Raw genomic sequence first — 26382 nt, 5'->3', positions numbered from 1 at the left:
ATCCTTTCGTCAGAAGAGTTCGGTGGCCGCGAGGTCGGCGGAGATGAGCTCGGCGGTGTCGATCAAGGCCGGGAGGAAGCTGTTGTGCAGTTCGTCCAGGTGGTGGACCACGGTCTGCGTGGATACGTTCACCGCTGCCACCACCTTGCCCGAGGGGGAGTGGACCGGGGCGGCCAGAGACCGCAGACCCGGTTCGAGCTCCTGGTCCACGATGGCGAAGCCCTGCTCGCGGACGCGGGCAATCTCGGCGCGCAGCTGTTCGAGATCCACGATCGTCGAGGGGGTGTAGGCCTTGAAGTCGACCTCGGCGAGGTACGCGTCGAGGTCATCCTGGGGCAGGCCCGCGAGGATGACGCGGCCCATCGAGGTGGCGTAGGCGGGGAAGCGGGTGCCGATGGTGATGGACACCGTCATGATGCGCCGCACCGGGACGCGGTTGACGTAGACGATGTCCGGGCCGTCGAGCACCGACAGGGAGCTGGATTCGCCGATGCGGCGGGAGAGTTCCTCCAGACGGGGCTGCGCGATGGCGGGCAGGCCCAGGCCGGACATGTAGCTGTAGCCGAGTTCGAGGACCCGGGGGGTCAGCCAAAATTCGGTGCCGTCGGTGCCCGCGTAGCCTATGGTGACCAGTGTGTGGAGGAAGCGGCGGGCGGTCGCGCGGGCCAGGCCGGTGGCCTCGGCGACCTGGGCCAGGGTCTGGCGGGGGCGGTCGGCGTTGAAGGTGCGGATGACCGACAGTCCGCGTACCAGGGACTGGACGTTCGGTGTCTCGGGGGCGGCCACGTTCAACTCCTTTCCGGTTCGGAATGTGAACCCTTGTGCAGTGAGTGAACCCCAGTGTACAGTCTGGGACATGCTTGACAAGACTCTCCCGACAATTGATGCGGCCGTTGCCGACATCCACGACGGTGCGTCCATCGCCGTCGGTGGATTCGGTCTGGTCGGTATCCCCGCCCGTCTGATCGACGCCCTCCGTGAGCAGGGCGCGACTGACCTGACGATCATCTCCAACAACCTCGGCACCGACGGCTTCGGCCTCGGCCTGCTGCTGGCGGACAAGCGCATCGCCAAGTCCATCGGTTCCTACCTGGGATCGAACAAGGAGTACGCGCGCCAGTACCTGTCCGGCGAACTCACCGTCGAGTTCACCCCGCAGGGCACCCTCGCCGAGCGTATGCGTGCCGGCGGTGCCGGCATCCCCGCCTTCTACACCACCGCAGGCGTGGGCACCCAGGTCGCCGAGGGCGGCCTGCCCCAGCGCTACAACGAGGACGGCACCGTTTCCGTGGTCTCCAAGCCCAAGGAGACCCGCGAGTTCGACGGCAAGCTCTACGTGCTCGAGGAGTCCATCCGCGCCGACTACGCCCTGGTCCACGCGCACAAGGGTGACCGCTACGGCAACCTGGTCTTCAACAAGACCGCCATGAACTTCAACCCGGACGCCGCCATGAGCGGCAAGGTCACCATCGCGCAGGTCGAGCACCTCGTCGACGTGATCGACCCCGAGGACGTCGACCTCCCGGGCATCTACGTCGACCGCGTGGTCGAGGTCGGCCCGCAGGAGACCGGTATCGAGAACAGGACGGTGACCAAGTAATGACCTGGAACAAGGAACAGATGGCCGCCCGCGTGGCCGAGGAACTGGAAAACGGCCAGTACGTCAACCTGGGCATCGGCATGCCGACCCTCATCCCGGGCTTCCTGCCCGAGGACCTCGAGGTGGTCCTCCACTCCGAGAACGGCATCCTCGGCGTCGGCCCGTACCCGACCGAGGAGGAGCTCGACCCTGAGCTCATCAACGCCGGCAAGGAGACCATCACCATCACCGAGGGCGGCTCCTACTTCTCCTCCTCCGACTCCTTCGCCATGATCCGCTCCCGCGCGATCGACGTCGCCGTGCTCGGCGCCATGGAGGTCTCCCAGTTCGGTGACCTGGCCAACTGGATGATCCCCGGCAAGATGGTCAAGGGCATGGGCGGGGCGATGGACCTCGTCCACGGCGCCCAGCAGATCATCGTCATGATGGACCACACCACCAAGAAGGGCGGCTCCAAGGTCCTGCCGGCCTGCGTGCTGCCCCTGACCGGTGCGAAGTGCGTCGACATGATCGTCACCAACTACGCGGTCTTCGGCGTCGACGCGCAGGAGGGCCTGACCCTGCTGCAGGTCGCCGAGGGCGAGACCGTCGAATCGGTCCGCGCCGTCACCGACGCGCCGTTCAAGGTCGCCGAGGGCGTGGCCTAGACTCACCTACCCGCGTACCGGGGGTGTGTCCCCGGAACCTGCCCGCCGTCGTCGGCCAGCACTCCCGGTGCCGGCCGTCGACGGCGGGCATGTGCATGGGGCGGGTCGGGGGGTGCCGATACCTTGAATATGCCCAGCTCAGTCGCCGACGGCGCACTAGTTTGACCTCTTTACTAGAGTGAAGAGACACGTTCCCTACACGAAGCGAGACTTCCACTTCATGGCACGCATGCAAGAAAGCGCCGACCTGTTGAAATGCTCTTTCTGCGGAAAGAGCCAGAAGCAGGTCAAGAAGCTCATCGCCGGCGGCGGAGTGTACATCTGTGACGAGTGCATCGAGCTGTGCAACGAGATCATCGAGGAGGAGCTCGGGGCCGCCCAGGCCGCCGAGCAGAAGGAGGACAAGCTCCCGCGCCCCTCCGAGATCTCCTCCTTCCTGGACAAGTACGTCATCGGCCAGGACAAGGCCAAGCGCATTCTCGCCGTGGCGGTGTACAACCACTACAAGCGCATCCGGACCGAGGAGACCTCCGCCCCGTCGACCACGTCGCGCCGGGGGCGCAAGGACGAGGTGGAGCTCGCCAAGTCGAACATCCTGCTGCTCGGCCCCACCGGCTCGGGCAAGACGTACCTGGCGCAGACCCTGGCGCGCATGCTGGACGTGCCCTTCGCCATTGCCGACGCCACCTCGCTCACCGAGGCCGGCTACGTCGGCGAGGACGTGGAGAACATCCTGCTGAAGCTTCTGCAGGCCGCGGATTTCGACGTCCAGCGCGCCCAGCGGGGCATCATCTACGTCGACGAGGTGGACAAGATCTCGCGGAAGTCCGACAACCCGTCGATCACCCGCGACGTCTCCGGCGAGGGAGTGCAGCAGGCGCTGCTGAAGATCCTCGAGGGCACGACCGCCTCCATCCCGCCGCAGGGCGGGCGCAAGCACCCCAACCAGGAGTTCATCCAGCTGGACACCTCCAACATCCTGTTCATCGTGGCGGGTGCGTTCGCGGGCCTGGAGAAGGTCATCCAGGACCGCGTGGGCAAGAAGGGCATCGGCTTCGGTGCAGAGATCGAATCCGCCTCCGACCGGGAGAAGATGGATCTCTTCGACCAGGTCCGCCCCGAGGACCTGGTGAAGTTCGGCCTGATCCCCGAATTCATCGGCCGGCTGCCCATCGTGGCGACCGTGGACAACCTGGACCAGGAATCCCTGGTCCGGGTGCTCACGGAGCCCAAGAACTCCCTGGTCCGCCAGTACCAGCGGCTCTTCGAGATGGATGACGTGCAGCTGACCTTCTCCGAGGACGCCCTGGAGGTCATCGCCGACAAGGCGCTGGAGCGCGGCACCGGCGCCCGCGGTCTGCGCGCCATCATGGAGGAGCTCCTCGTCCCGCTGATGTACGACATCCCGGACCGCGACGACGTCGACGAGGTGGTCATCACCGCCGAGGTCGTCCTCGGCGAGGCGGAACCCAAGATGATCCTGGACAGCGAGAAGAAGGAGACGGCCTAGCATCTCCGCCTGAACGGGCGGGAAGGCCGGAAACGCGGCAACCCGCGGGGAATGTCCCCGCGGGTTGCCGCGTGTTGTGGGTCAGGCTGCGTCTCAGACGCTGACCGGGTTCTCCGTGCTCGTGGCGCTCTTGGCGCGGGCGCGGCGTCGGGTGGCGAAGTAACCGGCCGCGAGGACCGCGGCGACTCCGGCGACCACCAGTCCCCAGGGCTGGGGGAGTTCCTGGGAGAGGACGAACACGCCCATCACCAGGACGAACACGCCGAAGCCCTTGCGCAGCGCCTGCTCCGGGACCACCGAGGTGAGCCGCGCGCCGATGAGCGCGCCGACCAGGGCGGCGGCGGTGACGGACAGGACCAGCGGCCAGTCCAGGCTGACGGAGGTCAGGTAGCCGGCCAGCCCCGCGAAGGACTTCATGGAGATGACCAGCAGAGAGGTGCCCACCGCGACCGGCATGGCCAGCCCGCCGAGCAGCGCCAGGGCGGGGACCACGAGGAAACCGCCGCCGGCGCCGACCAGGCCGGTGACCAGGCCCACGACCAGGCCCTCGAGGATGATCTTGCCCAGGGGGAGCGACTTCTTCTCTCCCGTGCCGGACGCTTTCTTCCGGCCGCGGAGCATGGCCCCGGCGGTGGCGATCATCATCAGGGCGAACGCGATCATGAGGACCACTCCCGGGATGAATCCGCCGGCCAGGCCACCGAGGAAGGCTCCGGCCATGCTGGCCGCGCCGAAGATCAGTCCGGTGCGCCACTGCACGTTGCCCTTGCGCGCGTGGGCGAAGGTGCTCACCACGGAGGTGGTGCCCACGACGAACAGCGAGGCTGCGATGGCTTCCTTCGGGTCCATCCCCGCGACGTAGGTCAGCAGGGGGACGGTGAGGATGGAGCCGCCGCCGCCGAGCAGCCCGAGGCTGAGCCCGACCACGATAGCGAGCAGGACGACCACGATGAGAGTGATGCTCATGATTTCCTGTCTTCGAGACTTGGGGCCGAGATCAGCCCGCTGGGTGGTTAGGGGAGGGTGACGTTGCCGGTGGCGACCGGGATGTCCTGGACGGTGGACGCCAGGGTCGGGGTCACCGAGGCCTGGTTCCACGGCATCTTCGACAGGGCGGAGGCCATGGCGCAGGAGTCGCTGAGCGCGGACCAGGTCAGGCCGGCACCGACGGCGGCCGAGAGGTAACCGACGGGGCGGGAGACCACGCGGGAGCCGACGAAACCGGCGAGCACCAGCGAACCTGCGACCATGCGGACCTGGCGGTCCATGGCCCAGCGCCGCTTGCCGCGCACGACGTCGCCGCCTGCGTCCGCGAAGGCGGCGGTGCCGCCGGCCAGCACGCTGGCGGTCTCCAGACCCGCGGAGGCGAGACGCTCGCGCGCCTCTTCGGCGCGGATGCCGGACTGGCAGACCAGGACCACGCCGTCCTCGAAGCGGGAGGCGAATTCCGAGGTGTGCTCGGCGAGCATGGACAGCGGGACGTTGTAGGCGCCGCGGATGTGCATGGACTCGAACTCGGCGGGGGTGCGGACGTCGATGATGATCGGCTGCTCGCCGTTGGCCAGGTGTGCCTTGAGATCTGCTGCTTCGAGGGAGGTGATCGTGGTGGTGGGGGCCGTCATGGGTGGTGAATTCCTGTCTGTGGGAGGGGTCTGCTGGAGGTGCAGGCGGTGGTTACTTGTTGGTGTGGTCGAGCCAGCCGAGGTAGGAGTCCTCGAGCTCGACGATGTTGTAGCCCTTGCGGCGCAGCGCGGAGCCTGCGACGGAGTTGCGGACGCCGGACTGGCAGTAGGTGACGATGGTGGCGTCGGCGTCGGGCAGCTGGTCGAGGTTCCACAGGACGCGGCCGCCGGAGAGCTGGACGGACCCGGGGATGTGGCCGTCGGCGTGCTCGGTCTTGTTGCGCAGGTCGAGCAGCATGTCGTAGCTGAAGCCCTCGAGCTTGTCCTGGGCGAGGACCTCCGGAGAGGTGGTCGGCAGGCCCTCGAAGGAGGTGACGTAACCGACGGTCTCGTCGACGCCGACGCGGATGAAGTGGTTGCGGAAGTCCTCGGCCTTCTCCTGGTCCTCGGCGAGGACGACCAGATCGGCGGTATCGGACTCCGGGTCGAAGACCCAGGCGATGTAGCTGGCGGCCTTGTCGATTCCGGGGACGTTGACCGCACCTTCGACGGTGCCATCGTGGACCTCGGAGTGGTGGCGGGTGTCGACGATGATCTTTCCGCCGGAGCGGACCTCGTCCGCGATGTCGCCGCCCTTCAGCTCGGGCAGCGGGGCCAGCGGGTAGCCGAGGACGGCCGGGCCGGTCTTGTTCTGGCGCTTCATCCGCCCGAAGTAGGCGTGGGCGTCGGGCTGGCCGTCGAGCAGTTCGTCGACGAAGCCCTGCTCGTCGTCGTTGGCGAGGTAGGGGGCCCACCAGGCGTAGGAGCGCTCGTAGCCGACGGTGGTCGACGGCAGGGCGCCGAGCGCCTTGCCGCAGGCGGAACCCGCGCCGTGGGCCGGGTAGACCTGAACGTGGTCGGGCAGCGCCAGGAAGACCTCCTTGAGGCTCCGGAAGATCTGCTTCGCGCCGCCGAAGCGGGTGTCGACGCCGCCGGCGGCCTCGTCGAGCAGGTCGGGGCGTCCGAGATCGCCGGAGAAGACGAAGTCGCCGGAGAGCAGGTATCCGGGGGTGTCGGCGAAAGCACCGTCGGTGACCAGGAAGGACAGGTGCTCCGGGGTGTGGCCGGGGGTGTGCTTGGCCTCGATGGTGATGTTGCCGATCTTGATGGTGTCGCCGTCGTGCAGGCGGGTGCCGTCGAAGCCGTACTGCCAGTCCTCGTCGCCCTCGCCGGAGACGTAGATCTCGGCGCCGGTGGCCGCGGCCAGTTCCCGGGTGCCGGAGAGGTAGTCGGCGTGGATGTGGGTTTCGGTGACGCCGGTGATGGTCATCCCGTGGTGCTCGGCCAGCTCGAGGTAGTCGGTGATGTCGCGGCGGGGGTCGACGACGACGGCGGTGTTCTGTGCCTGGCAGCCGATGAAGTAGCTGGCCTGGGCGAGGTCTTCGTCGTAGAAGCGGTGCAGCAGCATGGGGTTCACTCCGTAAGTCGGGATGGTTTTGTTGAACGCGACCCATCTTGACATATACCCCGGTAGGTATCAAGTGATGCCCCGGGGGGTATATAAAACTGCTGGTAGGCGGCCCGCCGAGGCCCCTTTGAATCAGGAAGACCCCGGCTCGGGTTGCCGGGGAAGGCAACGGGAACTGGGGTCTGGCGGGATGGTCGGGGGCGCGGGTGGGACTACTCGAACTCTTCCGGGTCGTAGATCTCCAGTGCCGACTGCGGCTCATGGTCGCCCGCGCGGTCGATCTTCAGGTAGCTGTCGTGCCCGCTGTCCGGGATGTTGGCGGTGAGGAACGACAGGGCGGCGTCGACCGTCAGCCGGTGGATGCCTTCGGTGTTCGCCTCGCTGGTCGGGTCCAGGTCCAGCATGTTGGCCATCAGGTCCCGGTTGGTCACCCGGTAGAAGGCCAGCGCGCCGATCAGGTAGAAGAGGTCCTCCGCGGAGATGCCCGGGCGGAAGGCGCCGGCGTCCTGGCCCAGCATGAGCAGCCGGTCGAGGTGGAGCGAGATTTCCGCCTGGCTGTTCAGGTTGGCCAGTTCCCCGATGTTGAGAACCTTGTGCAGGCTCTCCGTCACCAGCAGCCTGATGGACTCCGGATGGTTGACCATGCGGAGGTACACGACGTCGACGAGCTTGCTCACCCCCTCCACGGGGATGGTGGAGTCGAGGATGAGTTCATCGCCTGCCGGGGTGATCCGCTGCAAAGCCTCGACCAGGCAGCGGTGGTAGAGGCCCTTCTTGTCGCCGAAGTGGTAGTGGATCATCCGTTTCGACATGCCGGAGATCTTCGCGATGGTGTCCAGCCGGGCCTCGATGAAGCCGTGCTCGGAGAACTGCTCGATCGCGACTTCGACGACACCGGCGACGGTGCTGTTCTCGTCGGGGCCGGTGTGGTCGGCGTCGTACATGGCTGCGTGAGCCCTCCGAAAAGGTCTGGGGGTGGGACGCTGGTGGGCGCTGCCAACTATCGTGCCTGAATCTGGACTCGCCGGCGCGGTCGTTTCCGGAAAAAGTACCGCCACCCACCCGGATCGGGGGTGAAATGCCAGGTGAAACGGTCGTTCAGGCAGTCGGTCACGCCCTTCTGGGGGTGGTTTCCAGCAAGGCCGGCGACAGCTAGGCTGGACGATGATTGTTCACTATCCGCCCGAACTGGTCCCGAAAGGATTCAGCATGTCCCAGAACCCCGTCAAGATTACGGTGACCGGTGCCGCCGGAAACATCGCCTACTCCCTCCTGTGGCGTATCGCCGCGGGCGACGTGTACGGCCCCGACACGCCCGTCGAGCTGAGCCTGCTGGAGATCCCCGCCGCCGTCGGCGGGGCGGAGGGCGTGGCGATGGAGCTCAACGACTCCGCGTTCCCGCTGCTGCGCGGCATCACAGTCACCGACAAAGCCGAGACGGCCTTCGAGGGGGCGAACGCCGCATTCCTCGTCGGCGCCAAGCCCCGCGCCAAGGGTGAGGAGCGCGCGGACCTGCTCAAGAACAACGGCGGCATCTTCGGTCCGCAGGGCGCGGCGATCAACGGCCACGCCGCGGACGACATCCGCGTGGTCGTCGTCGGCAACCCGGCCAACACCAACGCCCTCATTGCGCAGCAGTCCGCCCCGGATGTGCCCGCCGACCGTTTCACCGCGCTCATGCGGCTGGACCACAACCGGACGCTGTCCCAGCTGGCGGAGAAGCTCGGGGTCCTCACCACCGACTTCGAGAACGTCGCGGTGTGGGGCAACCACTCTGCGGCCCAGTTCCCGGACCTCACCTTCGCCACGGTCAAGGGCGAGCCGGTGATGGAGAAGCTCGACCGGGACTGGTACGTCGACGAGTTCATCCCGCGCGTGGCCCGGCGCGGCGCGGAGATCATCGAGGTCCGGGGCAGGTCCTCCGCCGCCTCCGCGGCCGCCGCCGCCGTCGACCACATGCGCGACTGGATCCGGGGCACCGACCGGTGGGTCTCCGTCGCCCTGCCCTCCGACGGCTCCTACGGCATCGACGAGGGGCTGGTCGCCGGATTCCCGGTGGTCTCCCGCAACGGTTCCTGGGAAATCGTCCGGGGACTGGAGCTCGACGACTTCCAGCGCGGAATGATCGCGAAGAACGTCGATGAGCTCAAGGCGGAACGCCACGCCGTGGCGGACCTCTTGAACTAGCATCCGGCCGTAATTCCGCTACTCTCGTCCGCATGCGCTTCGGGATTGATTTCGGCACCACCCGTACTGTCATTGCGGCGGTCGACCGCGGGAATTATCCCGTGCTCCCCGTCACCGACCCTGAGGGGGATCCGCAGGAGTACATCCCCTCGGTCGTCGCCTTGGACGGCGACCGGCTCGTCGGCGGCTGGGAGGCGCTGGCCCTGGACAGCTCCACCCTCGTCCGCTCCTTCAAACGGCTGCTCTCCGCCGGCGACGCGACCGCGGAGACCCCGGTGCGTCTGGGCGAGCAGGAACGCCCGCTGGGCGAGGTGCTCGCGGCGTTCGCGGGTGTCGTGGTGGAGCACCTGCGCGAGCATGTCGGCGACGGGGACATCGAGATCGTCCTCGGCGTCCCCGCCAACGCCCGCTCCGCGCAGCGGCTGCTCACCCTCGACGCCTTCACCCGGGCCGGCGCCACCGTGCTGGGCATGGTCAACGAGCCGAGCGCCGCCGCGTTCGAGTACACCCACCTCCATTCGCGCACGCTGAGTTCCCGCCGCTCCAACGTCATCGTCTACGACCTCGGCGGCGGCACCTTCGACGTCACGCTCATGCGGATCGACGGTCCCGAGCACAACGTGGAGACCTCCCTGGGCATCAGCCTCCTCGGCGGCGACGACTTCGACGAGGCCCTCGCCGACCTGTCCCTGGCCGCCGCCGGCCGGGCCGGCGACGTCTTCGGCCGGCGGGCCCGCCGGAAGCTTCTCGACGAGGCACGCACCGCCAAGGAGCAGCTCAAGCCGCAGTCGCGCCGCATGGTCCTCGAGCTCGGCGACGACGACGTCATCGTCCCGGTCGCCGAGTTCTACGACGAGGTCACCCCGCTCGTCGAGCAGTCCCTGGAGATCATGCAGCCGCTCATCGGCGCCTCCGAGTCGCTCGCCGACACCGAGATCGCCGGCGTGTACCTCGTCGGCGGCGCCAGCGCCCTGCCGCTGGTCCCCCGGATGCTGCGCGAGCGCTTCGGGCGCCGCGTCCACCGCTCGCCGCTGCCCACCGCCTCCACCGCCGTGGGCCTGGCCATCGCGGCCGACCCGGATTCCCATTACCATCTGCGCGACCGACTCTCCCGCGGCATCGGCGTGTTCCGCGAGCGCGACGCCGGTGCGGCCGTGAGCTTCGACGCCCTGGTCGGCCCCGACGCCGAGGCCGGATCCGGTGAGGGCATCACCATCACCCGCCGGTACCGCGCGGCCCACAACGTCGGCTGGTTCCGTTACGTGGAGTACTCGGCCCTCGACGCGGGCAGCGACGACCCGGGCGACTTCACGCTGCTGGCGGAGGTCCTCGTCCCCTTCGATCCCGCACTGCGCCAGCTTTCCGACGCCGAACTGGCCGCCGTCCCCGTCGAACGCACCGAGAACGGGCCCGAGGTCGTCGAGACCGTCACCGTCGACGCCCACGGCATCGCCGCCATCCGCATCGAGTGCCCCGAGGACGGCTTCGAGGTGACCGCCACGGTGAACGTGGGGGAGTGACCGTCCGGGGTCCGGGCGTGTGCGGTGCGCCGCCGTCGACCGGCTAGGATGGTGCGCGTGACTGAGCAGAACGAGATGAACCGCGCCAGTGGGGTGGAAGCCCTTCCGAAGTCCTGGGATCCCCAGTCCGTCGAGGCTGAGCTTTACCAGGGGTGGGTCGACGCCGGGTACTTCACCGCCGACCCGGAGAGCGGGAAGCCGGCGTACTCGATCGTGCTGCCGCCCCCGAACGTGACCGGACAGCTGCACATGGGCCACGCCCTGGACCACACCCTCATGGATTCCCTGGCGCGCCGCAAGCGCATGCAGGGCTTCGAGGTGCTGTGGCTGCCGGGCATGGACCACGCGGGCATCGCGACGCAGACGAAGGTCGAGACCATGCTCCGGGAAACCGAGGGCAAGGACCGCTACGACTACGGCCGCGAGGAGTTCATCGCGAAGGTCTGGGAGTGGAAGGAACAGTACGGCGGCACCATCGCCGGGCAGATGCGCGCCATCGGCGACTCCGTCGACTGGTCCCGCGAACGCTTCACCCTTGACGAGGGCCTCTCCCGCGCCGTGCAGACCATCTTCAAGGAGCTCTTCGACCGGGGCCTGATCTACCGGGCGAACCGCCTGGTCAACTGGTCGCCCGTGCTGGAGACCGCCGTCTCCGACATCGAGGTCGTCCACAAGGACGTCGAGGGCGAGCTCGTCTCCTTCCGCTACGGCTCGCTGGACGACGCAGAGCCGCACGTCGTTGTCGCCACCACCCGCGTGGAGACCATGCTCGGCGACGTCGCCGTGGCCGTCCACCCGGAGGACGAGCGCTACCGCCACCTGGTGGGCACCACCCTGGACCACCCGTTCCGCGACGACCTGAAGATGGTCGTCGTCGCCGACGACTACGTCGACCCCGAATTCGGCTCCGGCGCCGTGAAGATCACCCCGGCCCACGACCCGAACGACTACGCCCTCGGTCTGCGCCACGACCTCGACATGCCCACGATCATGGACGCCACCGGCCGCATCGCCGGCACCGGCACCCGCTTCGACGGCCTGACCCGCGAGGAGGCCCGCGTCAAGGTGCGCGAGGCGCTGGCGGAGCAGGGGCGCATCGTCAAGGAGGTCCGCCCGTACCTGCACTCGGTCGGCCACTCCGAGCGCTCCGGCGAAGCCATCGAGCCGCGCCTGTCGCTGCAGTGGTTCGTCAAGGTCGACGAGCTGGCGGCGATGGCCGGCGACGCCATCCGCGAAGGCGACACCACCGTCCACCCGAAGTCGATGGAACCCCGCTACTTCGAGTGGGTCGACAACATGCACGACTGGACCATCTCGCGTCAGCTGTGGTGGGGCCACCGCATCCCGATCTGGTACGGACCCGAGGGCGAGATCGTCTGCGTCGGCCCGGACGAGCAGGCGCCGGAGGGCTACACCCAGGACCCGGACGTCCTGGACACCTGGTTCTCCTCCGCGCTGTGGCCCTTCTCCACGATGGGCTGGCCGGAGAAGACTCCGGAGCTGGCCAAGTTCTACCCGACATCCGTCCTGGTCACCGCCTACGACATCCTGTTCTTCTGGGTGGCCCGCATGATGATGTTCGGCACCTTCGCCGCGAAGATCACCCCGGGGCTGCTGGGGGAGGGCGCCGACGGCCGCCCGCAGGTCCCCTTCACCGACCTCTTCCTCCACGGCCTGGTGCGCGACGAGCAGGGCCGCAAGATGTCCAAGTCCCTGGGCAACGGCATCGACCCGATGGACTGGGTCGCCGAGTACGGCGCCGACGCCCTGCGTTTCACCCTGGCCCGCGGCGCCAACCCCGGCGTGGACCTGCCGGTCGGCGCCGACGCCGCCCAGTCCTCCCGCAACTTCGCCACCAAGCTTTTCAACGCCACCAAGTTCGCCCTGCTCAATGGCGCCCGCGTCGGCGAGCTGCCGGAGCGCGCGGAGCTGACCGACGCGGACCGCTGGATCCTCGACCGGCTCGAGCAGGTCCGCGCGGACGTCGACGGCTTCCTCGACGACTACCAGTTCGCCAAGGCCAACGAGGAGCTCTACCACTTCGCGTGGGACGAGGTCTGCGACTGGTACCTGGAGATCGCCAAGACCCAGATCCCGCGCGAGGACATCGACCAGCGCGGCCGCAACACCCAGGTCGTCCTGGGCCGCGTCCTCGACGTCGTCCTGCGGCTGCTGCACCCGGCGATGCCCTTCGTCACCGAGGTCCTGTGGAAGGCCCTGACCGGGCGGGAGACCCTGGTCACCGCGCCGTGGCCGACCGTCGACGACACCAACGGCGGCGCCCCCGTGGACGAGATCGCCGTCCGCCGCATCGCCGACGCGGAGAAGCTCATCACCGAGATCCGCCGCTTCCGCTCCGACCAGGGCGTCAAGCCCTCCCAGAAGGTCCCGGCCGCCCTCGACTTCGCCGCCGCCGACCTGGCGGGGCAGGAGGAGTTCATCCGCGCGCTGGCGAAGGTCACCGCACCGGAGGACGGCTTCGAGGAGTCCGCCTCCATCGAGCTGCGCCTGTCCCGAGCCACCGTTTCCGTGGGCCTGGACACCTCCGGCACCGTCGACGTCGCCGCCGAGCGCAAGCGTCTGGAAAAGGACCTCGCCGCCGCCCACAAGGAGCTCGACGGCACCGCCAAGAAGCTCGGCAACGAGGCGTTCCTGGCCAAGGCGCCGGACGCGGTCGTCGATAAGATCCGCTCCCGGCAGCAGGTCGCCCAGGAAGAGGTCGAGCGCATCGCCGCCCGTCTGGAGGCGCTCAAGTGAGCCGGGAAGAAGAGGACGGGATCCTCAACAACGCCGCCGACGACGAGGACCTCGAGGACCTCGAGAACCTGACCGACATCGCCGACCTCAACGAGGCCGTCGAGATCACCGAGCAGGGCCTCAAACTCAACATCGACCTCGGCGACAAGGACCATCCCGCCCCGCCCGCCGTGGAGGTCACCCCGGCTGACCTCGCCGAGCTGGCGGTCGTCGAGGCGGAGCTGGACACCCGCTGGCCCGAGACGAAGATCGACCCGTCGCTCGAGCGCATCGAACTGCTCATGGACCTGCTGGGCTCCCCGCAGAACTCCTTCCCCTCGATCCACGTCGCCGGCACGAACGGCAAGACCTCGACCGTGCGGATGATCGAGTCGCTCCTGCGCGCCTTCCACCGCCGCACCGGGCGCACGACCAGCCCGCACCTGCAGCTGGTCACCGAACGCATCGGTATCGACGGCGTGCCCGTCCACCCGCGCGACTACGTCCGCATCTGGCGCGAGATCCAGCCCTACGTCGAGCTCGTCGACGAGAAGTCCGGCATCCGGATGTCCAAGTTCGAGGTCCTCACCGCGATGGCGTACGCCGCGTTCGCCGACGCCCCCGTCGACGTCGCCGTCGTCGAGGTCGGCATGGGCGGCACCTGGGACGCCACCAACGTCATCCAGTCGGACGTTGCGGTGATCATGCCCGTCGGCCTCGACCACACCGACTACCTCGGCGGCACGATCGAGGAGATCGCGGCGGAGAAGGCCGGCATCATCAAGTCCCGCTGGGACGCCGACGACCTGCTCACCCCGCCGGACAACGTCGCCGTCGTGGCGGAGCAGGACCCCGCCGCGATGAAGGTCATCCTGCAGCGTGCCGTGGATGTCGACGCCGCCGTCGCCCGCGCCGGAGCGGAATTCGGCGTCGTCGAGGCGGCCGTGGCCGTCGGCGGGCAGCAGCTGACCCTGCGCGGCCTGGGCGGCGAGTACGAGGACATCTTCCTGCCGCTGTCCGGCGAGCACCAGGCGCGCAACGCCGCGGTGGCGCTGGCCGCCGTGGAGGCGTTCTTCGGTGCCGGTGCCGGCCGCACGCTGGACATCGCCACGGTGCGTGCCGGCTTCGCCCAGGTCACCTCCCCCGGCCGCCTGGAGCGGGTCCGTTCGACCCCGACCACCTTCATCGACGCCGCCCACAACCCCCACGGGGCGAAGGCGCTGGGGGAGGCGCTCGAACGCGACTTCAACTTCAACCGCCTCATCGGCGTCGTCGGTGTGCTCGACGACAAGGACGCCCGCGGCATCCTCGTGGCCCTGGAGCCCTACCTCTCCGAGGTGGTGCTCACGCAGAACACGAGCCCGCGCGCGCTCGACGCGTACGATCTGGCGGAGTACGCGCGCGGCATCTTCGGCGAAGAACGCGTCCACGTCGACGCACACCTCGCCTCCGCCTACGCATTGGCGGTGGAGCTGGCCGAGGACGCCGACATCCAGTCCGGCGCCGGTGTCGTGGTCACCGGATCGGTGGTCACCGCAGGTGAGGCACGCACCCTGTTCGGAAAGGACCCCGCATGACCCAGCCCCCCGCAGGACCGGCCGAGTTCAGCCCCCTCGGTCCCGGCCACACCCCCGAGAAGGACCCCCTCAAGGGGATCCGCGGGGTCATGGCCGGCACGCTCATCCTCGAGGCGATCACGATCCTGCTCGCGCTGACCGTGATCCTCAAGATCGACGACGGCGTGTACTGGACCATCTTCAACTGGGTGTTCATCACAGCGGTGGGCCTCGCCCACGTGGTCATGGCGTTCCTCCAGCGCTTCAGCTGGGCGCTGCCGGCGAACCTTGCCCTGCAGGTGGTGCTGCTGGGCGGGTTCTTCGTCCATTACTCGGTGGGCGTTGTGGCGATCATCTTCATCATCGTGTGGTGGTACCTGCTGCACCTGCGCTCCACGCTCGTCGAACGCATGAAACGCGGCTGGCTGACCACCCAGCACATGTAGCGCGGCCCACAGGTCGCAGGGTAAAGGTCGCAGGGACTGCTCCCTGCGACCTTTGTCGTTGCCGGATGGCGCGGCCGCGACATTTAGCCTGCGACCTTTAGCCTGCGACCTGTGGCCGGGCCGGGCGGGGCAGGATCGGGCGCGGCCCGGGACCTACCTGGAAATCAGCGGGTGCCCGGAGGCGATGGAGATGCGGTTGTAGGTGTTGATCATGATGATCGCCCACTCGAGCGCCGCGACCTGCTCCTCAGCGAAGACGTCGCAGGCGCTGGCGCCGGCCCGGGAGTTGTCCCGGCCCTGGGGCAGCGTGGTCAGGGTCTCCGCGAGGTCGAGTGCGGCCTTCTCCTGCTCGGTGAACTCGTTGACCATCCGCCACGCGGGCAGCGCGTCGAGTTTGTTCTCCGGCACGCCGGCTTTCCGCGCGGCGGGGACGTGGATGGACAGGCAGGTGCCGCAGCCGTTGATCTGGCTGACGCGGACGGAGACCAGCTCGATGAGGCTCGTCGGCAGATCGACGTCCGGGTAGAGCATGCGCAGTTTCCGGTTCACGTCGTTGAGCGCCCGGTAGATGTCGGGGTAGAACTTGTCCAGGTACGGGGGTCGGCGGGTCATGCCAGCTCCTTCTTCAGCCAGGTGAGGTCGGCGGGGGTGGGTTTGCGCCAGGTCACGCCGGAGGGGTCGTTCTCCGTCAACCATGTCAGCACATAGGGGCACACGGCGACCACGGTTCGACCGGCCTCGGCGGTCTCGCGCACGGCCGCCTCGACGAGCTGACCGGCCAGGCCGCGGCCGCCGAACTCCCCGCCGATCTCGGTGTGGTGGAAGATGCGGTCTCCGGCGCGGTCACGGTAGGCGGTGTGGCCGGCGTTCGCGCCGTCGACGTCGATGGTGAAGCGGTCGGGGGTGCGGGTGATCACGTCAGATCCTCTCCTCGGGGCGGGCGACGGGCGCGGGGTTCTTCCGCGGCCGGATCGCGGCGTGCGGCAGGGCGGGGGCGGGCAGCCAGGTGGGCCCCTGCGGGTCCTTGCCGATGTAGCCGCGGGTCGTGCCGAAGCGTTCGTCCTGCTCCTGCCACTCGGTGCGGTACTGCTCGATCTCGGCGTGGTCGCGGCCGATGAAGTTCCACCACATGACGATCTCCTCGTCGAAGGGTTCGCCGCCGATGAGCAGCATCCGGGCCGGGGTGCGGCCGTTGTTGCGGATGCGCAGCACCGTCTCGCCGGTGCCGGTGTAGGCGAGCTCGGTGGGGGCGACGGCTACGCCCTCCAGGTCGACGTCGCCGGCGTCGACCAGCAGACCGTGCTCGAAGGAGGGGTCGACCTCCACTTCGAGCAGGGCGCCCGGCTCTATGCGCAGCTCCGCGCCGACCAGCGGGCTGAAGGTGCGGACGGGGGAGGTGTAGCCGAGGAGGGAACCGAGGAAGACGAGGGCGCTGCCGCCGTCGAAAAGCACGGGATCGGGGGCGTGGTGGTCGAAGCGGCGGGGGCCGTGCCGGTCGGCGTCGGGGAGCACGGTCCACAGCTGCACCCCGTGGAGGGTGGTGGTGTCCTGGGTGGAGACCTCCGAGTGGCAGATGCCCGCGCCCGCGGTCATGAGGTTGACCTCGCCGGGCAGGACGACGGCGTGTTGACCGCCGGAATCGTGGTGGGTGACGGTGCCCTCGAAGAGCCACGACACGGTCTGCAGGCCGGTGTGCGGGTGCGGGGCGACGTCCATGCCGCCGGTGGCGGAGACGTCGTCGGGGCCGTAGTGGTCGACGAAGCACCACGCGCCGATGAGGCTGCGCTGGCGCTGGGGCAGGGTGCGGTAGACGGTCATGGCGCGCGGGCCGCCGAGGGGAACCTCGCGGGAGGTGATGATCTCGACCTTGGCGCCGTCGGTGCAGTGCGGGGGCGCCGGGGAGAGCACCTGCTCCACCGGGAACTGATCAGTCACGGACATGGGGGCCACTCTACAGCACCTTATGTTGATATATCTACAACTTGTGCGTTGTGAGGGCGTTATGCTGTGGCACATGCGCGCCCTGTACCTCGGACTCGCCGCCGCGTTCAGCGTGGCGGCCCTCGCCCTCAAACTCTTCGGCGTCTCCAACCTCGCCACAGTGGCCTGCCTCCTGGTGGCGGGCATCTTCCTCGTCCTGGGACTGAAGGTCACCGCCGACCGGCGCGTCCCCCGGCAGATCGAGCTGGACGACGGCAAGCGTGCCACCGTCCGCGCCATGCTCGACCGTGGAGACGAAGGCGCGGCCGTCCGCCAGATGCAGCTCTGGTTCCGCGACGCCTCCCCGGAGGAGGCCCGCCGGGCGGTTCTCGATCTGCGCTGAGGACTGCTCCGGGCAGGGGCCGGGGCCTCAGCGCGCCGGGCGGGAATCTCTCGGGTAGGCTTTCCGCCATGACTGAACGCACCCTCATCCTCATCAAGCCGGACGGCGTCACCAACGGACACGTCGGCGAGATCATCGCCCGCATCGAGCGCAAGGGCCTCAAGCTCTCCGCCCTGGACCTGCGTGTCGCGGACCGCGCCACCGCAGAGCAGCACTACGCAGAGCACTCCGACAAGCCCTTCTTCGGGGAGCTCGTCGAGTTCATCACCTCCGCTCCGCTGATCGCCGGCATCGTCGAGGGTGAGCGCGCCATCGAGGCATGGCGCCAGCTGGCCGGTGGCACCGACCCGGTCTCCAAGGCCACCCCGGGCACCATCCGCGGCGACTTCGCTCTGACCGTCGGCGAGAACGTCGTCCACGGTTCCGACTCCCCGGAGTCGGCCGAGCGCGAGATCTCCATCTGGTTCCCGAACCTCTAGTTCGCCGGACCTCAAGGCCCCCGCCGACCGGCGGGGGCCTTCGTCGTTCCTGGACTTTGCGGGGGTCAGGGCCGGGATCGATGTGCCGTGTAATCGGACCGCGCCGCACTCCCGGTGCCCCGCCGATTCAACAGTCATCGGCCTCCGCGAGTATGCGTTGAGGCATCGGGGGGCCGCGGTGTGCGACAATGGTGTCCGGGCTGTGTCGTCGCCCCCCTGGCATGGCCGGGGCCGCAGAGGCGGCAACCCAGAAATTGCACAACTCAATACAGCAGCAATCAACAGGACTTTGCAGGCGACCCCTGTGCGGCGGCGGCGATGATCATTCGCCAGCGCCCGGGGAGTCGGCCCGTCACAACAACAGGAGAATCCGTGGCTGAATCCACCGAACCCACCGACCGTAACACCGCAGAAGACATGGGGAACGAGGCGCCGAAGAAGCGCCGGTCGACACGCAAGACCACCCGCAGGGCCACCGCGAAGGCCGCCGCCCCGGAGGCGGGGCAGCCCACCGAGCAGCCCACCGGGCAGGACGAGACCAAGGCTCGCGAGGACAAGGTGCGCGTGCACGTCCTGGCGAAATCGCTGGGCAGGACCTCGAAGGAGCTCGTCGAGGCGGCCGCCGGCCTGGGGCTGAAGAAGGTCGCGCAGTCGACGCTCACCCCGGAAGAGGCCCGGCGGGTCGTCGAGGCGCTCACGCCCGAGCAGCCCCAGCCGGAACCCGCGGCGGCGGAGGAGCCCCGCGACGAAGACACGATCCGCACCCGGGTGCGCAAGAACGTGGCCAACGAGATCTCCCAGATCGAGGAGCGGGTCGATGCCGACCTCGCGGAACTCATCCAGGAGCAGCCGGAGGACGAGCCGGTCGAGGAGATCGCCCCGGTGATCACCCCGATCCCGGCGGAGGAGTCCGTCGTCGAGCAGTTCGTGCCCCTGTTCCGCGCCCCCGGTACCGCGCCCGCCGCGGCGGAGGACGAGGACGAGGACGAGGAATCGGCTGCTTCTCGACGCCGCCGCCGGGGCCGCCGCGGCGCCGGCCGCGGCCGCGGGAGCGAAGAACAGCAGGAAGAGGTCGAGGTCGAGCAGGAGGGCGTCGATAAGCAGGACAGCCCGCAGGAGCACGAGGAAGACTACCTGGACCACGAGGAAGACGAGGACCTCCCGGAGGAGCCCGTCGCGCTCAAGGGCTCGACCCGGCTGGAGTCGCAGCGCCGTCGCCGCGCGGAGATGCGTGAGGAGGGCCGCCGGAAGAAGCACATCGTCTCCCAGGCGGAGTTCCTGGCGCGCCGGGAGTCCGTGGCGCGCACCATGATCGTGCGGGAGCGGCCCCGGCACGACCACCCCGGCCTGGTGACCCAGGTCGGCGTGCTCGAGGACGACCTGCTGGTCGAGCACTTCGTGACCAGCGAGGCGCAGGCCTCGATGATCGGCAACATCTACCTCGGCCGGGTCCAGAACGTCCTGCCGAGCATGGAGGCGGCGTTCATCGACATCGGCAAGGGGCGCAACGGCGTCCTCTACGCCGGTGAGGTCGACTGGAAGTCGGCCGGACTGGGCGGGCGCAGCCGCCGCATCGAGCAGGCCCTCAAGTCGGGCGACCAGGTGCTGGTGCAGGTGAGCAAGGACCCGTTGGGGCACAAGGGTGCCCGCCTGACCACGCAGATCTCCCTCGCCGGCCGCTACCTCGTGTACGTGCCCGGCGGACGCAGCGCCGGAATCTCCCGGAAGCTGCCCGGGCCCGAGCGTCGACGCCTCAAGGAGATCCTCGGCCGCGTGGTACCGGGCCAGGGCGGCGCGATCATCCGCACCGCCGCCGAGAATGTGCCGGAGGAGGCCATCGCCGCGGACGTGGACCGTCTCCACCGTCTGTGGGAGGACATCCAGGAGCGCTCCGACAAGGAGATGCACACCCGCGGCTCCAAGCCCGTCACCATGTACGAAGAGCCCGACATGCTGGTCAAGGTGGTCCGCGACCTGTTCAACGAGGACTTCACCGCGCTCGTCGTCGACGGTGAGCGGGCCTGGAACACCGTCCACGCCTACGTCAAGTCCGTCGCCCCGGATCTGCTGGACCGCGTCCAGCGCTTCAACCGCGACGAGAACGACGGCCAGGACGCCTTCGCCCAGTACCGCGTGGACGAGCAGCTGCAGAAGGCGCTCAACCGCAAGGTGTGGCTACCCTCCGGCGGCTCGCTGGTCATCGACCGCACCGAGGCGATGGTCGTCGTCGACGTCAACACCGGCAAGTTCACCGGCTCCGGCGGCAACCTCGAGGAGACCGTCACCCGCAACAACCTGGAGGCGGCCGAGGAGATCGTCCGCCAGATGCGCCTGCGCGACCTGGGCGGCATGATCGTCGTCGACTTCATCGACATGGTCCTGCCCGAGAACCAGGAGCTGGTGCTCCGGCGCCTCAAGGAGGCCCTCGGCCGCGACCGCACCCGCCACCAGGTCTCCGAGGTCACCTCCCTCGGCCTGGTGCAGATGACCCGCAAGCGCCTGGGCACCGGCCTGCTGGAGACCTTCTCCACCGAATGCGAGCACTGCGGCGGCCGCGGCCTGATCCTGCACGAGGATCCGGTCGAGGAGCCCGTCGAGTTCGAGGAGCGGCCGCGCCGCTCCCAGGCGAAGGCCGCGCACGATCCCGGCCGCCACCCGGCGGCCGTGGCCATCAAGCGTGAGGATGAGTCCTCCGACATCGAGGAACTCGCCGCCGCCGTGGTGGTCACCTCCGATGAGGATGAGCAGGCGGAGAAGGCCCCGGAGAAGACTCCGGAGAAGGAGTCCTCCTCCCAGCGCAACCGCTCCCGTCGTGGCCGACGCGGAACCAGCCGCGGCCGGGCCGCTGACGCCACGGAGGCTGCTGAAGCTGCGGCTGCCGCAGTGCCCGGGGCGTCTGAGGCGTCTGCGACCAGGCAGGCTCCCGCTGCCCCCGCTGCCCCGGCTGCCCCGGCTGCTCCGGCGGTCGACGACATCGAGGCGATCGTCGCCGCCGCCGTCGAGCGCGCGGCCGAGATTGATCCGGACGAACCCTCCGGCGCGGACTACGTCTCCGACGAGGTCTCCGGGAAGGGCTCCGGAGAGGGCTCGGGCGAGAAGACCTTCCAGCAGGCGATCGCCGAGTTCGAGGCTTCACCGCGCCGCCGTCGCCGCACCCGCGGGAACTCCCGCTCGGACCGTCGTCCGAAGCCGGAGGACTTTCCGGGTTCCGCCGCCACCGGCCCCGTGGCCAAGGCGGAGGAGACCATGATCAAGGTCCGCGAAGTCGAGGAGGATAAGAAGGTGGAGGCTCCGGCAGACGCCGGGCGTCCGTCCGCCCGAACCCGCGGACGCCGTCGTGCGGGCCGCAGCTTCCGGGTTGAGGAGACCCCGCAGGCACAGGAGGCACAGCAGCAGGCGAAGGCGCCCGTCGCGCCCGAGACCGCCACCGTCGCGGAGGAGAAGCCGCGGCGCAACCGCCCCTCGGAGCTCTCCTCCGGGGCGCCGGCCGCTACCCGCGGGCGTCGCCGCGCGGTGCGCCGCACCATGTCGGCCGCCGACGAAGCTGACCGGGTCCCTGAACAGGCCCGTGAGCAGGCCCGCGAGCAGAAGCCGGAGAAGGAGCGGAGCGTGCCGGAAGGCGGCGTCGAGAGGCGGAGCTCGCGAGGCCGTCGACGCGTCACGCGGCGCACAACCGGTCGCTAGCAGCGGTTTGTCTTTTCGTCGCCTCACGCGGTAGTCTTTGACAGTCGCTGTTTTAGGGATATTGCGCCGCTGGATCTTAACAGGTTCCAGCGAGCCTGCAGGCCCTGGAAACGCCATTGAAATACGTCCATTCAGGTGCGCAGTCGCGTGCCTGAGCCGAGTTTAGATAAGGGGTAACCCTCCTATGTACGCGATCGTCAAGACCGGCGGCAAGCAGTACAAGGTTGCCGAAGGCGACCTCGTCAAGGTCGAGAAGATCGAGGGTGAGCCGGGTGCATCCCTGGCTCTCACCCCGGTTCTGCTCGTCGACGGTTCCAACGTTACGTCCAAGTCCGAGGACCTCGCCAAGGTGAGCGTCGCTGCGGAGATCGTCGAGCACGCTAAGGGCCCGAAGATCCACATTCTCAAGTACAAGAACAAGACCGGCTACAAGAAGCGCCAGGGTCACCGTCAGCCGCTGACGGTCATCAAGGTCACCGGTATCAAGTAAGCCAAGGAGGGTAACCAATGGCAACTAAGAAGGGCGCATCCAGCTCCAGCAACGGCCGCGACTCCGAGGCCAAGCGCCTCGGCGTGAAGCGTTTCGGTGGCCAGCAGGTCAAGGCCGGTGAGATCCTGGTCCGTCAGCGCGGCACCAAGTTCCACCCGGGCGAGAACGTCGGTCGCGGTGGCGACGACACTCTCTTCGCCCTCAAGTCCGGCGCCGTCGAGTTCGGCATCAGGCGCAACCGTCGCCTGGTCAACATCGTCGAGAACGAGACCGTCGACGCTTAAGCAGCGTTCAAGCATATGGAGCCCGCCGCACCCCGTTGGGGAGCGGCGGGTCTTCGTATTACACGGGTAGAATTGACTGCTACCTGAAACACAACAGAAGGAAGACCCCCCATGTCCCGCTTCGTAGACCGCGTGGTCCTGCACCTCGCCGCAGGTGACGGTGGCCACGGCTGCGTGTCCGTCCACCGCGAGAAGTTCAAGCCGCTCGGCGGACCCGACGGAGGCAACGGCGGGCATGGCGGCGACATCGTCCTCGAGGTGTCCCCGCAGGCACACACCCTGATGGACTTCCACTTCCGTCCGCACATCAGGGCGGGGCGCGGCGGCAACGGCGCGGGCTCGCACCGCAACGGCGCCCGCGGCGAAGACCTCATCCTCGAGGTGCCGGTGGGTACCGTCGTCATGTCGGAGAAGGGCGACGTCCTCGCCGACCTGACCGTGCCGGGCACCCGCTTCATCGCCGCCCAGGGCGGTTTCGGCGGTCTGGGCAACGCGGCCCTGGCCTCGAACAAGCGCAAGGCCCCCGGTTTCGCCCTGAACGGCGAACCGGGTGAGCAACACGACGTCGTCCTGGAGCTGAAGACGATGGCCGACGTCGGCCTCGTCGGTTTCCCCTCCGCCGGCAAGTCCTCGCTCATCTCGGTGCTTTCGGCCGCGAAGCCGAAGATCGCCGACTACCCCTTCACCACGCTGGCCCCGAACCTGGGCGTGGTCAACGTCGGGCACGAGTCCTTCACCATGGCCGACGTTCCCGGCCTGATTCCCGGCGCCTCGGAGGGCAAGGGACTGGGCCTGGACTTCCTGCGCCACATCGAGCGCACCGCCGTGCTCGTGCACGTGGTCGACGCCGCCACGATGGACCCGGGCCGCGACCCGGTCAGCGACATCGAAGCCCTCGAGGCCGAGCTCGCCGCCTACCAGTCCGTGCTCGACAGCGACATCGGCCTGGGTGATCTGCGGGACCGTCCGCGCATCATCGTCCTCAACAAGGCGGACCTCCCCGAGGCGGAGGAACTGGCCGAGTTCGTCAAGGAGGACCTGGAGGAGAAGTTCGGGTGGCCCGTCTTCATTATCTCCGCGGTCGCCCGCAAGGGTCTGGACCCGTTGAAGTACAAGCTTCTGGAGATCGTGAAGAAGGACCGCCGCCGCCGTCCGAAGGCGGCCGTGGACACCGAGCACACGGTCATCCGCCCGCAGGCCGTCGATTCCCGACGCCGCCGCGCCCCCGAGTTCGCGGTCGCGCCCGACCCGGAGATCGACGGCGGGTTCATCGTCACCGGCGACAAGATCGAACGCTGGATCACCCAGACCGACTTCGAGAACGACGAGGCCGTCGGTTACCTCGCCGACCGTCTGGCCGCCGTCGGCGTCGAAGCCGCCCTGTTCAAGGCAGGTGCCCGTGAGGGCGCGCACGTGACCATCGGCGACGTGACCTTCGACTGGGAGCCGATGACCGGTTCCGGTGTCGATCCGACCGTGGCCGGCCGCGGCCAGGATGCCCGCCTGCTGTCCACCGAGCGCGTGTCCGCGGCGGAGCGCAAACGCGCCTCGCAGGCGCGCCGCGGCCTCATCGACGAGTTCGACTACGGGGAGGACGAGGTCGCCTCCCGCGAGCGCTGGGAGGGCTGACCCGTTCGGGGGTGGGTCTGTAGACTGGGTGGACATGACGACACGCTCACAAGGACTGCCCCTGTCCCCGTACCGGAACCACGACGACGACGACGTCGGAATGGATTACCCGGCACCGGTCGTCGAGCCGGAGGGTCATCCGGCCTTCGGCCACGAATCCGAGATGCGCGAGCGGATCGCGCACGCTAAGAGAGTCGTGGTCAAAATCGGCTCGTCTTCTCTGACCAACGACGACTTCACCGTCGACCCGAACAAGATCAACCACATCGTCGACGCCCTCCAGGCGCGCATGTACGACTCCGACATCATCGTGGTCTCCTCCGGCGCGGTCGCCGCCGGCATGGGCCCGCTCGGCCTCGTGCAGAGACCCACGGACCTGGCGACGAAGCAGGCGGCCGCCGCAGTCGGCCAGGTTCACCTCGCCCACCAGTGGGGCAGGTCCTTCGCCCGTTACCACCGCACCATCGGCCAGGTGCTGCTCACCGCCTCGGATGCGGGCCGCCGCGACCGGGCACGCAACGCCCAGCGCACCATCGACCGTCTGCGGCAGCTGCGGGTGGTGCCCATCGTCAACGAGAACGACACGGTGGCCACCTCCGAGTTCCACTTCGGCGACAACGACCGCCTCTCCGCCATCGTGTCCCACCTGGTCAGCGCGGACGCCCTGGTCCTGCTCTCCGACGTCGACGGGCTCTACGACCGCAACCCAGCTGAGCCGGACGCCCGGTTCGTTTCCGAGGTGCGCACCGGTCACGACCTCAAGGGCGTCGTCGCCGGTGACGGCGGCCTCGTCGGCACCGGTGGCATGGCGTCCAAGGTCTCTGCCGCCCGCCTCGCCTCGCTCGGTGGCGTACCGGTCCTTCTCACCTCGGCCGCCAACATCGGCCCCGCGCTCGACGACGCCAGCGTGGGCACCGTCTTCCATCCCCGGGAGAACCGCCTCTCCGCCTGGAAGTTCTGGGCGCTCTACGCCGCCGACGTCGGAGGCACCCTGCGTCTCGACGCCGGCGCGGTCTCCGCCGTCACCGCCGGCGGCACCTCACTGCTCGCCGTGGGCATCACCTCCATCGAAGGTGAATTCCAGGCCGGCGAGATCGTCGACATCATCGGCCCGGACGGTCAGGTCATCGGCCGCGGCGAAGTCGCCTACGACTCGGACGTGCTGGCGGGCATGGTGGGCAAGCACACCGAGGACCTCCCCGAGGGGCAGCGCCGCCCGGTCGTGCACGCCGATTACCTGTCCAATTACGCCTCACGTCTCTAGGAGCGCTCCGCACGTTGAAGTTCACCATGTACCCCGGCGTCTGGGATCCGGTCGTCGGGGAGGTCGAGGCCGCCGGCCACGAGTTCACCACCGATCTGCACGACGCCGAGTTCCTCATCTACGCCGGCGGCCAGCTGCCTGACCCGCTGCCCGCCAACATCGGCTTCGTGCAGTTCGTGTTCTCCGGGATTGACCGGCTCATCGATGCCGGGGTCATGCGTCCGGGCGGGGTCCGCTGGGCGAATGCCGCCGGGGTCTACGGGAAGCCGGTCGCCGAGATCGCGCTGACCCTGCTGCTCTCCCAGCTCCACCACGTTAAAGCAGCCTCGCTCGCCGGTTCCTTCCGCGCCCGCGGCCCCATCGACGCCGCGCAGGGCTGGCTTTTCGACGCCGCCACGGTCGCCATCGTCGGCGCCGGCGGCATCGCGGATGCGCTGATCCCCATGCTCCGGCCCTTCGGCGTGAAGGTGGTCGCGGTGAACCGCTCCGGACACCCGGTCGAGGGCGCCGACGAGACGCACCCCATGTCGGCGGCCGACCACGTGTGGCGCGAGGCGGACGCCTTCGTCCTGGCCATGCCCCTGACCGGGGAGACCGCCGGGCTGGTGGACGCGTCGAAGTTCCAGGCGATGAAAAGCTCCGCCGTCGTGGTCAACGTGGGCCGCGGCGAACTGATCGTCACCGACGACCTGGTCGACGCCCTGCGCGGCGGGGAGATCGCCGGCGCCGCGCTGGACGTCACCGACCCGGAACCCCTGCCGGACGGCCACCCGCTGTGGCGCCTGCCCAACTGCACCATCACCCCGCACATCGCCGCGACCGGCCGGATCGCGCAACGCATGATCGCGCCGCAGATCATCGCCAACGCCGCGGCCTTCGAAGCGGGGGAGCGGATGCCCACCGAGGTCGACGTGGAACGAGGGTACTGACCGCGGGTCTTCCGGTAGCGTGGTGACAC

The 26382-nt window shown here is 68.8% G+C and carries 24 protein-coding genes; 16 read left to right on the top strand and 8 right to left on the bottom strand.

What is annotated here, in order from left to right; translation table 11 throughout:
* Positions 1-9: 9 nt before the first annotated feature.
* Positions 10-786 (bottom strand): IclR family transcriptional regulator domain-containing protein, encoded by a 777-nt coding sequence (locus tag B840_RS09465; RefSeq protein WP_042621939.1) that lies wholly within the window; start codon positions 784-786, stop codon positions 10-12.
* Positions 787-856: 70 nt separating this feature from the next.
* On the opposite strand from B840_RS09465, the gene B840_RS09460 reads away from it, so the two are divergent.
* The 3 genes from B840_RS09460 (at position 857) to clpX (ending at position 3757) form a co-directional block, all read left to right on the top strand.
* Positions 857-1600: a CoA transferase subunit A gene (locus tag B840_RS09460; protein ID WP_042621938.1), complete on the top strand. Its 744-nt coding sequence runs from the start codon at positions 857-859 to the stop codon at positions 1598-1600.
* Entirely contained in the window at positions 1600-2247 is a 648-nt protein-coding gene (locus B840_RS09455) for a 3-oxoacid CoA-transferase subunit B (RefSeq protein ID WP_042621937.1), read from the top strand. Before B840_RS09460 ends, B840_RS09455 begins: the two co-directional genes overlap by 1 nt.
* Before the next feature lie 220 nt (positions 2248-2467).
* Positions 2468-3757 (top strand): ATP-dependent Clp protease ATP-binding subunit ClpX, encoded by a 1290-nt coding sequence (clpX, locus tag B840_RS09450; protein ID WP_042621936.1) that lies wholly within the window; start codon positions 2468-2470, stop codon positions 3755-3757.
* A gap of 93 nt (positions 3758-3850) precedes the next feature.
* Here clpX and B840_RS09445 read toward each other — a convergent pair whose 3' ends face one another.
* From B840_RS09445 to B840_RS09430, 4 genes are all read right to left on the bottom strand, one after another.
* Positions 3851-4723 (bottom strand): sulfite exporter TauE/SafE family protein, encoded by an 873-nt coding sequence (locus tag B840_RS09445; RefSeq protein WP_042621935.1) that lies wholly within the window; start codon positions 4721-4723, stop codon positions 3851-3853.
* A 47-nt stretch (positions 4724-4770) separates the two neighbouring features.
* A complete protein-coding gene (locus B840_RS09440) occupies positions 4771-5379 on the bottom strand; it encodes a rhodanese-like domain-containing protein (RefSeq protein ID WP_042621934.1) in 609 nt (202 codons plus the stop codon).
* Positions 5380-5431: 52 nt separating this feature from the next.
* Positions 5432-6826, bottom strand: a complete 1395-nt coding sequence (locus B840_RS09435; protein ID WP_042621933.1) for an MBL fold metallo-hydrolase — start codon at positions 6824-6826, stop codon at positions 5432-5434.
* A 212-nt stretch (positions 6827-7038) separates the two neighbouring features.
* Positions 7039-7770 (bottom strand): TetR/AcrR family transcriptional regulator, encoded by a 732-nt coding sequence (locus tag B840_RS09430; protein ID WP_042621932.1) that lies wholly within the window; start codon positions 7768-7770, stop codon positions 7039-7041.
* A gap of 265 nt (positions 7771-8035) precedes the next feature.
* On the opposite strand from B840_RS09430, the gene B840_RS09425 reads away from it, so the two are divergent.
* The 5 genes from B840_RS09425 (at position 8036) to B840_RS09405 (ending at position 15271) form a co-directional block, all read left to right on the top strand.
* Positions 8036-9013, top strand: a complete 978-nt coding sequence (locus B840_RS09425; protein ID WP_042621931.1) for a malate dehydrogenase — start codon at positions 8036-8038, stop codon at positions 9011-9013.
* A gap of 32 nt (positions 9014-9045) precedes the next feature.
* Positions 9046-10533, top strand: a complete 1488-nt coding sequence (locus tag B840_RS09420) for an Hsp70 family protein (RefSeq protein WP_042621930.1) — start codon at positions 9046-9048, stop codon at positions 10531-10533.
* Positions 10534-10581: 48 nt separating this feature from the next.
* A complete protein-coding gene (locus B840_RS09415) occupies positions 10582-13290 on the top strand; it encodes a valine--tRNA ligase (protein WP_042621929.1) in 2709 nt (902 codons plus the stop codon).
* 68 nt (positions 13291-13358) lie between these two features.
* The gene (gene folC / locus B840_RS09410; protein ID WP_156971966.1) at positions 13359-14846 is read left to right on the top strand and encodes a bifunctional tetrahydrofolate synthase/dihydrofolate synthase; all 1488 of its coding nucleotides are present in this window, start codon (positions 13359-13361) and stop codon (positions 14844-14846) included.
* The gene (locus tag B840_RS09405; RefSeq protein WP_042621927.1) at positions 14843-15271 is read left to right on the top strand and encodes a DUF4233 domain-containing protein; all 429 of its coding nucleotides are present in this window, start codon (positions 14843-14845) and stop codon (positions 15269-15271) included. The genes folC and B840_RS09405 overlap by 4 nt, the downstream gene beginning before the upstream one ends.
* A gap of 153 nt (positions 15272-15424) precedes the next feature.
* Here B840_RS09405 and B840_RS09400 read toward each other — a convergent pair whose 3' ends face one another.
* The 3 genes from B840_RS09400 to B840_RS09390 are packed head-to-tail and all read right to left on the bottom strand — an operon-like array spanning position 15425 to position 17212.
* Complete coding sequence (locus B840_RS09400; protein ID WP_042621926.1) at positions 15425-15883, bottom strand: carboxymuconolactone decarboxylase family protein; 459 nt, start codon at positions 15881-15883, stop codon at positions 15425-15427.
* Positions 15880-16188 carry a GNAT family N-acetyltransferase gene (locus B840_RS09395; protein ID WP_211255105.1) on the bottom strand — a complete coding sequence of 103 codons (309 nt, stop codon included), beginning with the start codon at positions 16186-16188 and terminating at the stop codon, positions 15880-15882. Before B840_RS09395 ends, B840_RS09400 begins: the two co-directional genes overlap by 4 nt.
* 1 nt (position 16189) lies before the next feature.
* Entirely contained in the window at positions 16190-17212 is a 1023-nt protein-coding gene (locus B840_RS09390) for a pirin family protein (protein WP_042621925.1), read from the bottom strand.
* 73 nt (positions 17213-17285) lie between these two features.
* On the opposite strand from B840_RS09390, the gene B840_RS09385 reads away from it, so the two are divergent.
* From B840_RS09385 to B840_RS09350, 8 genes are all read left to right on the top strand, one after another.
* Positions 17286-17594: a hypothetical protein gene (locus B840_RS09385; protein WP_042622688.1), complete on the top strand. Its 309-nt coding sequence runs from the start codon at positions 17286-17288 to the stop codon at positions 17592-17594.
* 68 nt (positions 17595-17662) lie between these two features.
* Positions 17663-18073, top strand: a complete 411-nt coding sequence (gene ndk, locus B840_RS09380; protein ID WP_042621924.1) for a nucleoside-diphosphate kinase — start codon at positions 17663-17665, stop codon at positions 18071-18073.
* A gap of 372 nt (positions 18074-18445) precedes the next feature.
* On the top strand, positions 18446-21757 hold the full coding sequence (locus B840_RS09375) for a translation initiation factor IF-2 N-terminal domain-containing protein (RefSeq protein ID WP_373285108.1): 3312 nt from the start codon (positions 18446-18448) through the stop codon (positions 21755-21757).
* Positions 21758-21941: 184 nt separating this feature from the next.
* Positions 21942-22247, top strand: coding sequence for a 50S ribosomal protein L21 (gene rplU, locus B840_RS09370; RefSeq protein ID WP_042621923.1), 306 nt, complete (start codon positions 21942-21944; stop codon positions 22245-22247).
* Between the two features lie 17 nt (positions 22248-22264).
* Positions 22265-22531, top strand: coding sequence for a 50S ribosomal protein L27 (gene rpmA / locus B840_RS09365; protein WP_042621922.1), 267 nt, complete (start codon positions 22265-22267; stop codon positions 22529-22531).
* A gap of 111 nt (positions 22532-22642) precedes the next feature.
* Entirely contained in the window at positions 22643-24160 is a 1518-nt protein-coding gene (gene obgE / locus B840_RS09360; protein ID WP_042621921.1) for a GTPase ObgE, read from the top strand.
* Positions 24161-24323: 163 nt separating this feature from the next.
* Positions 24324-25424, top strand: a complete 1101-nt coding sequence (proB, locus tag B840_RS09355) for a glutamate 5-kinase (protein ID WP_156971965.1) — start codon at positions 24324-24326, stop codon at positions 25422-25424.
* A 14-nt stretch (positions 25425-25438) separates the two neighbouring features.
* The gene (locus B840_RS09350; RefSeq protein WP_042621919.1) at positions 25439-26353 is read left to right on the top strand and encodes a D-isomer specific 2-hydroxyacid dehydrogenase family protein; all 915 of its coding nucleotides are present in this window, start codon (positions 25439-25441) and stop codon (positions 26351-26353) included.
* The last annotated feature ends 29 nt before the right edge of the window (positions 26354-26382 follow it).

It is taken from the genome of Corynebacterium marinum DSM 44953 (assembly GCF_000835165.1).
GTDB lineage: Bacteria > Actinomycetota > Actinomycetes > Mycobacteriales > Mycobacteriaceae > Corynebacterium > Corynebacterium marinum.
Note: the sequence above shows the minus strand (reverse complement) of the source record. Positions and strands in the feature narration are given on the sequence as shown.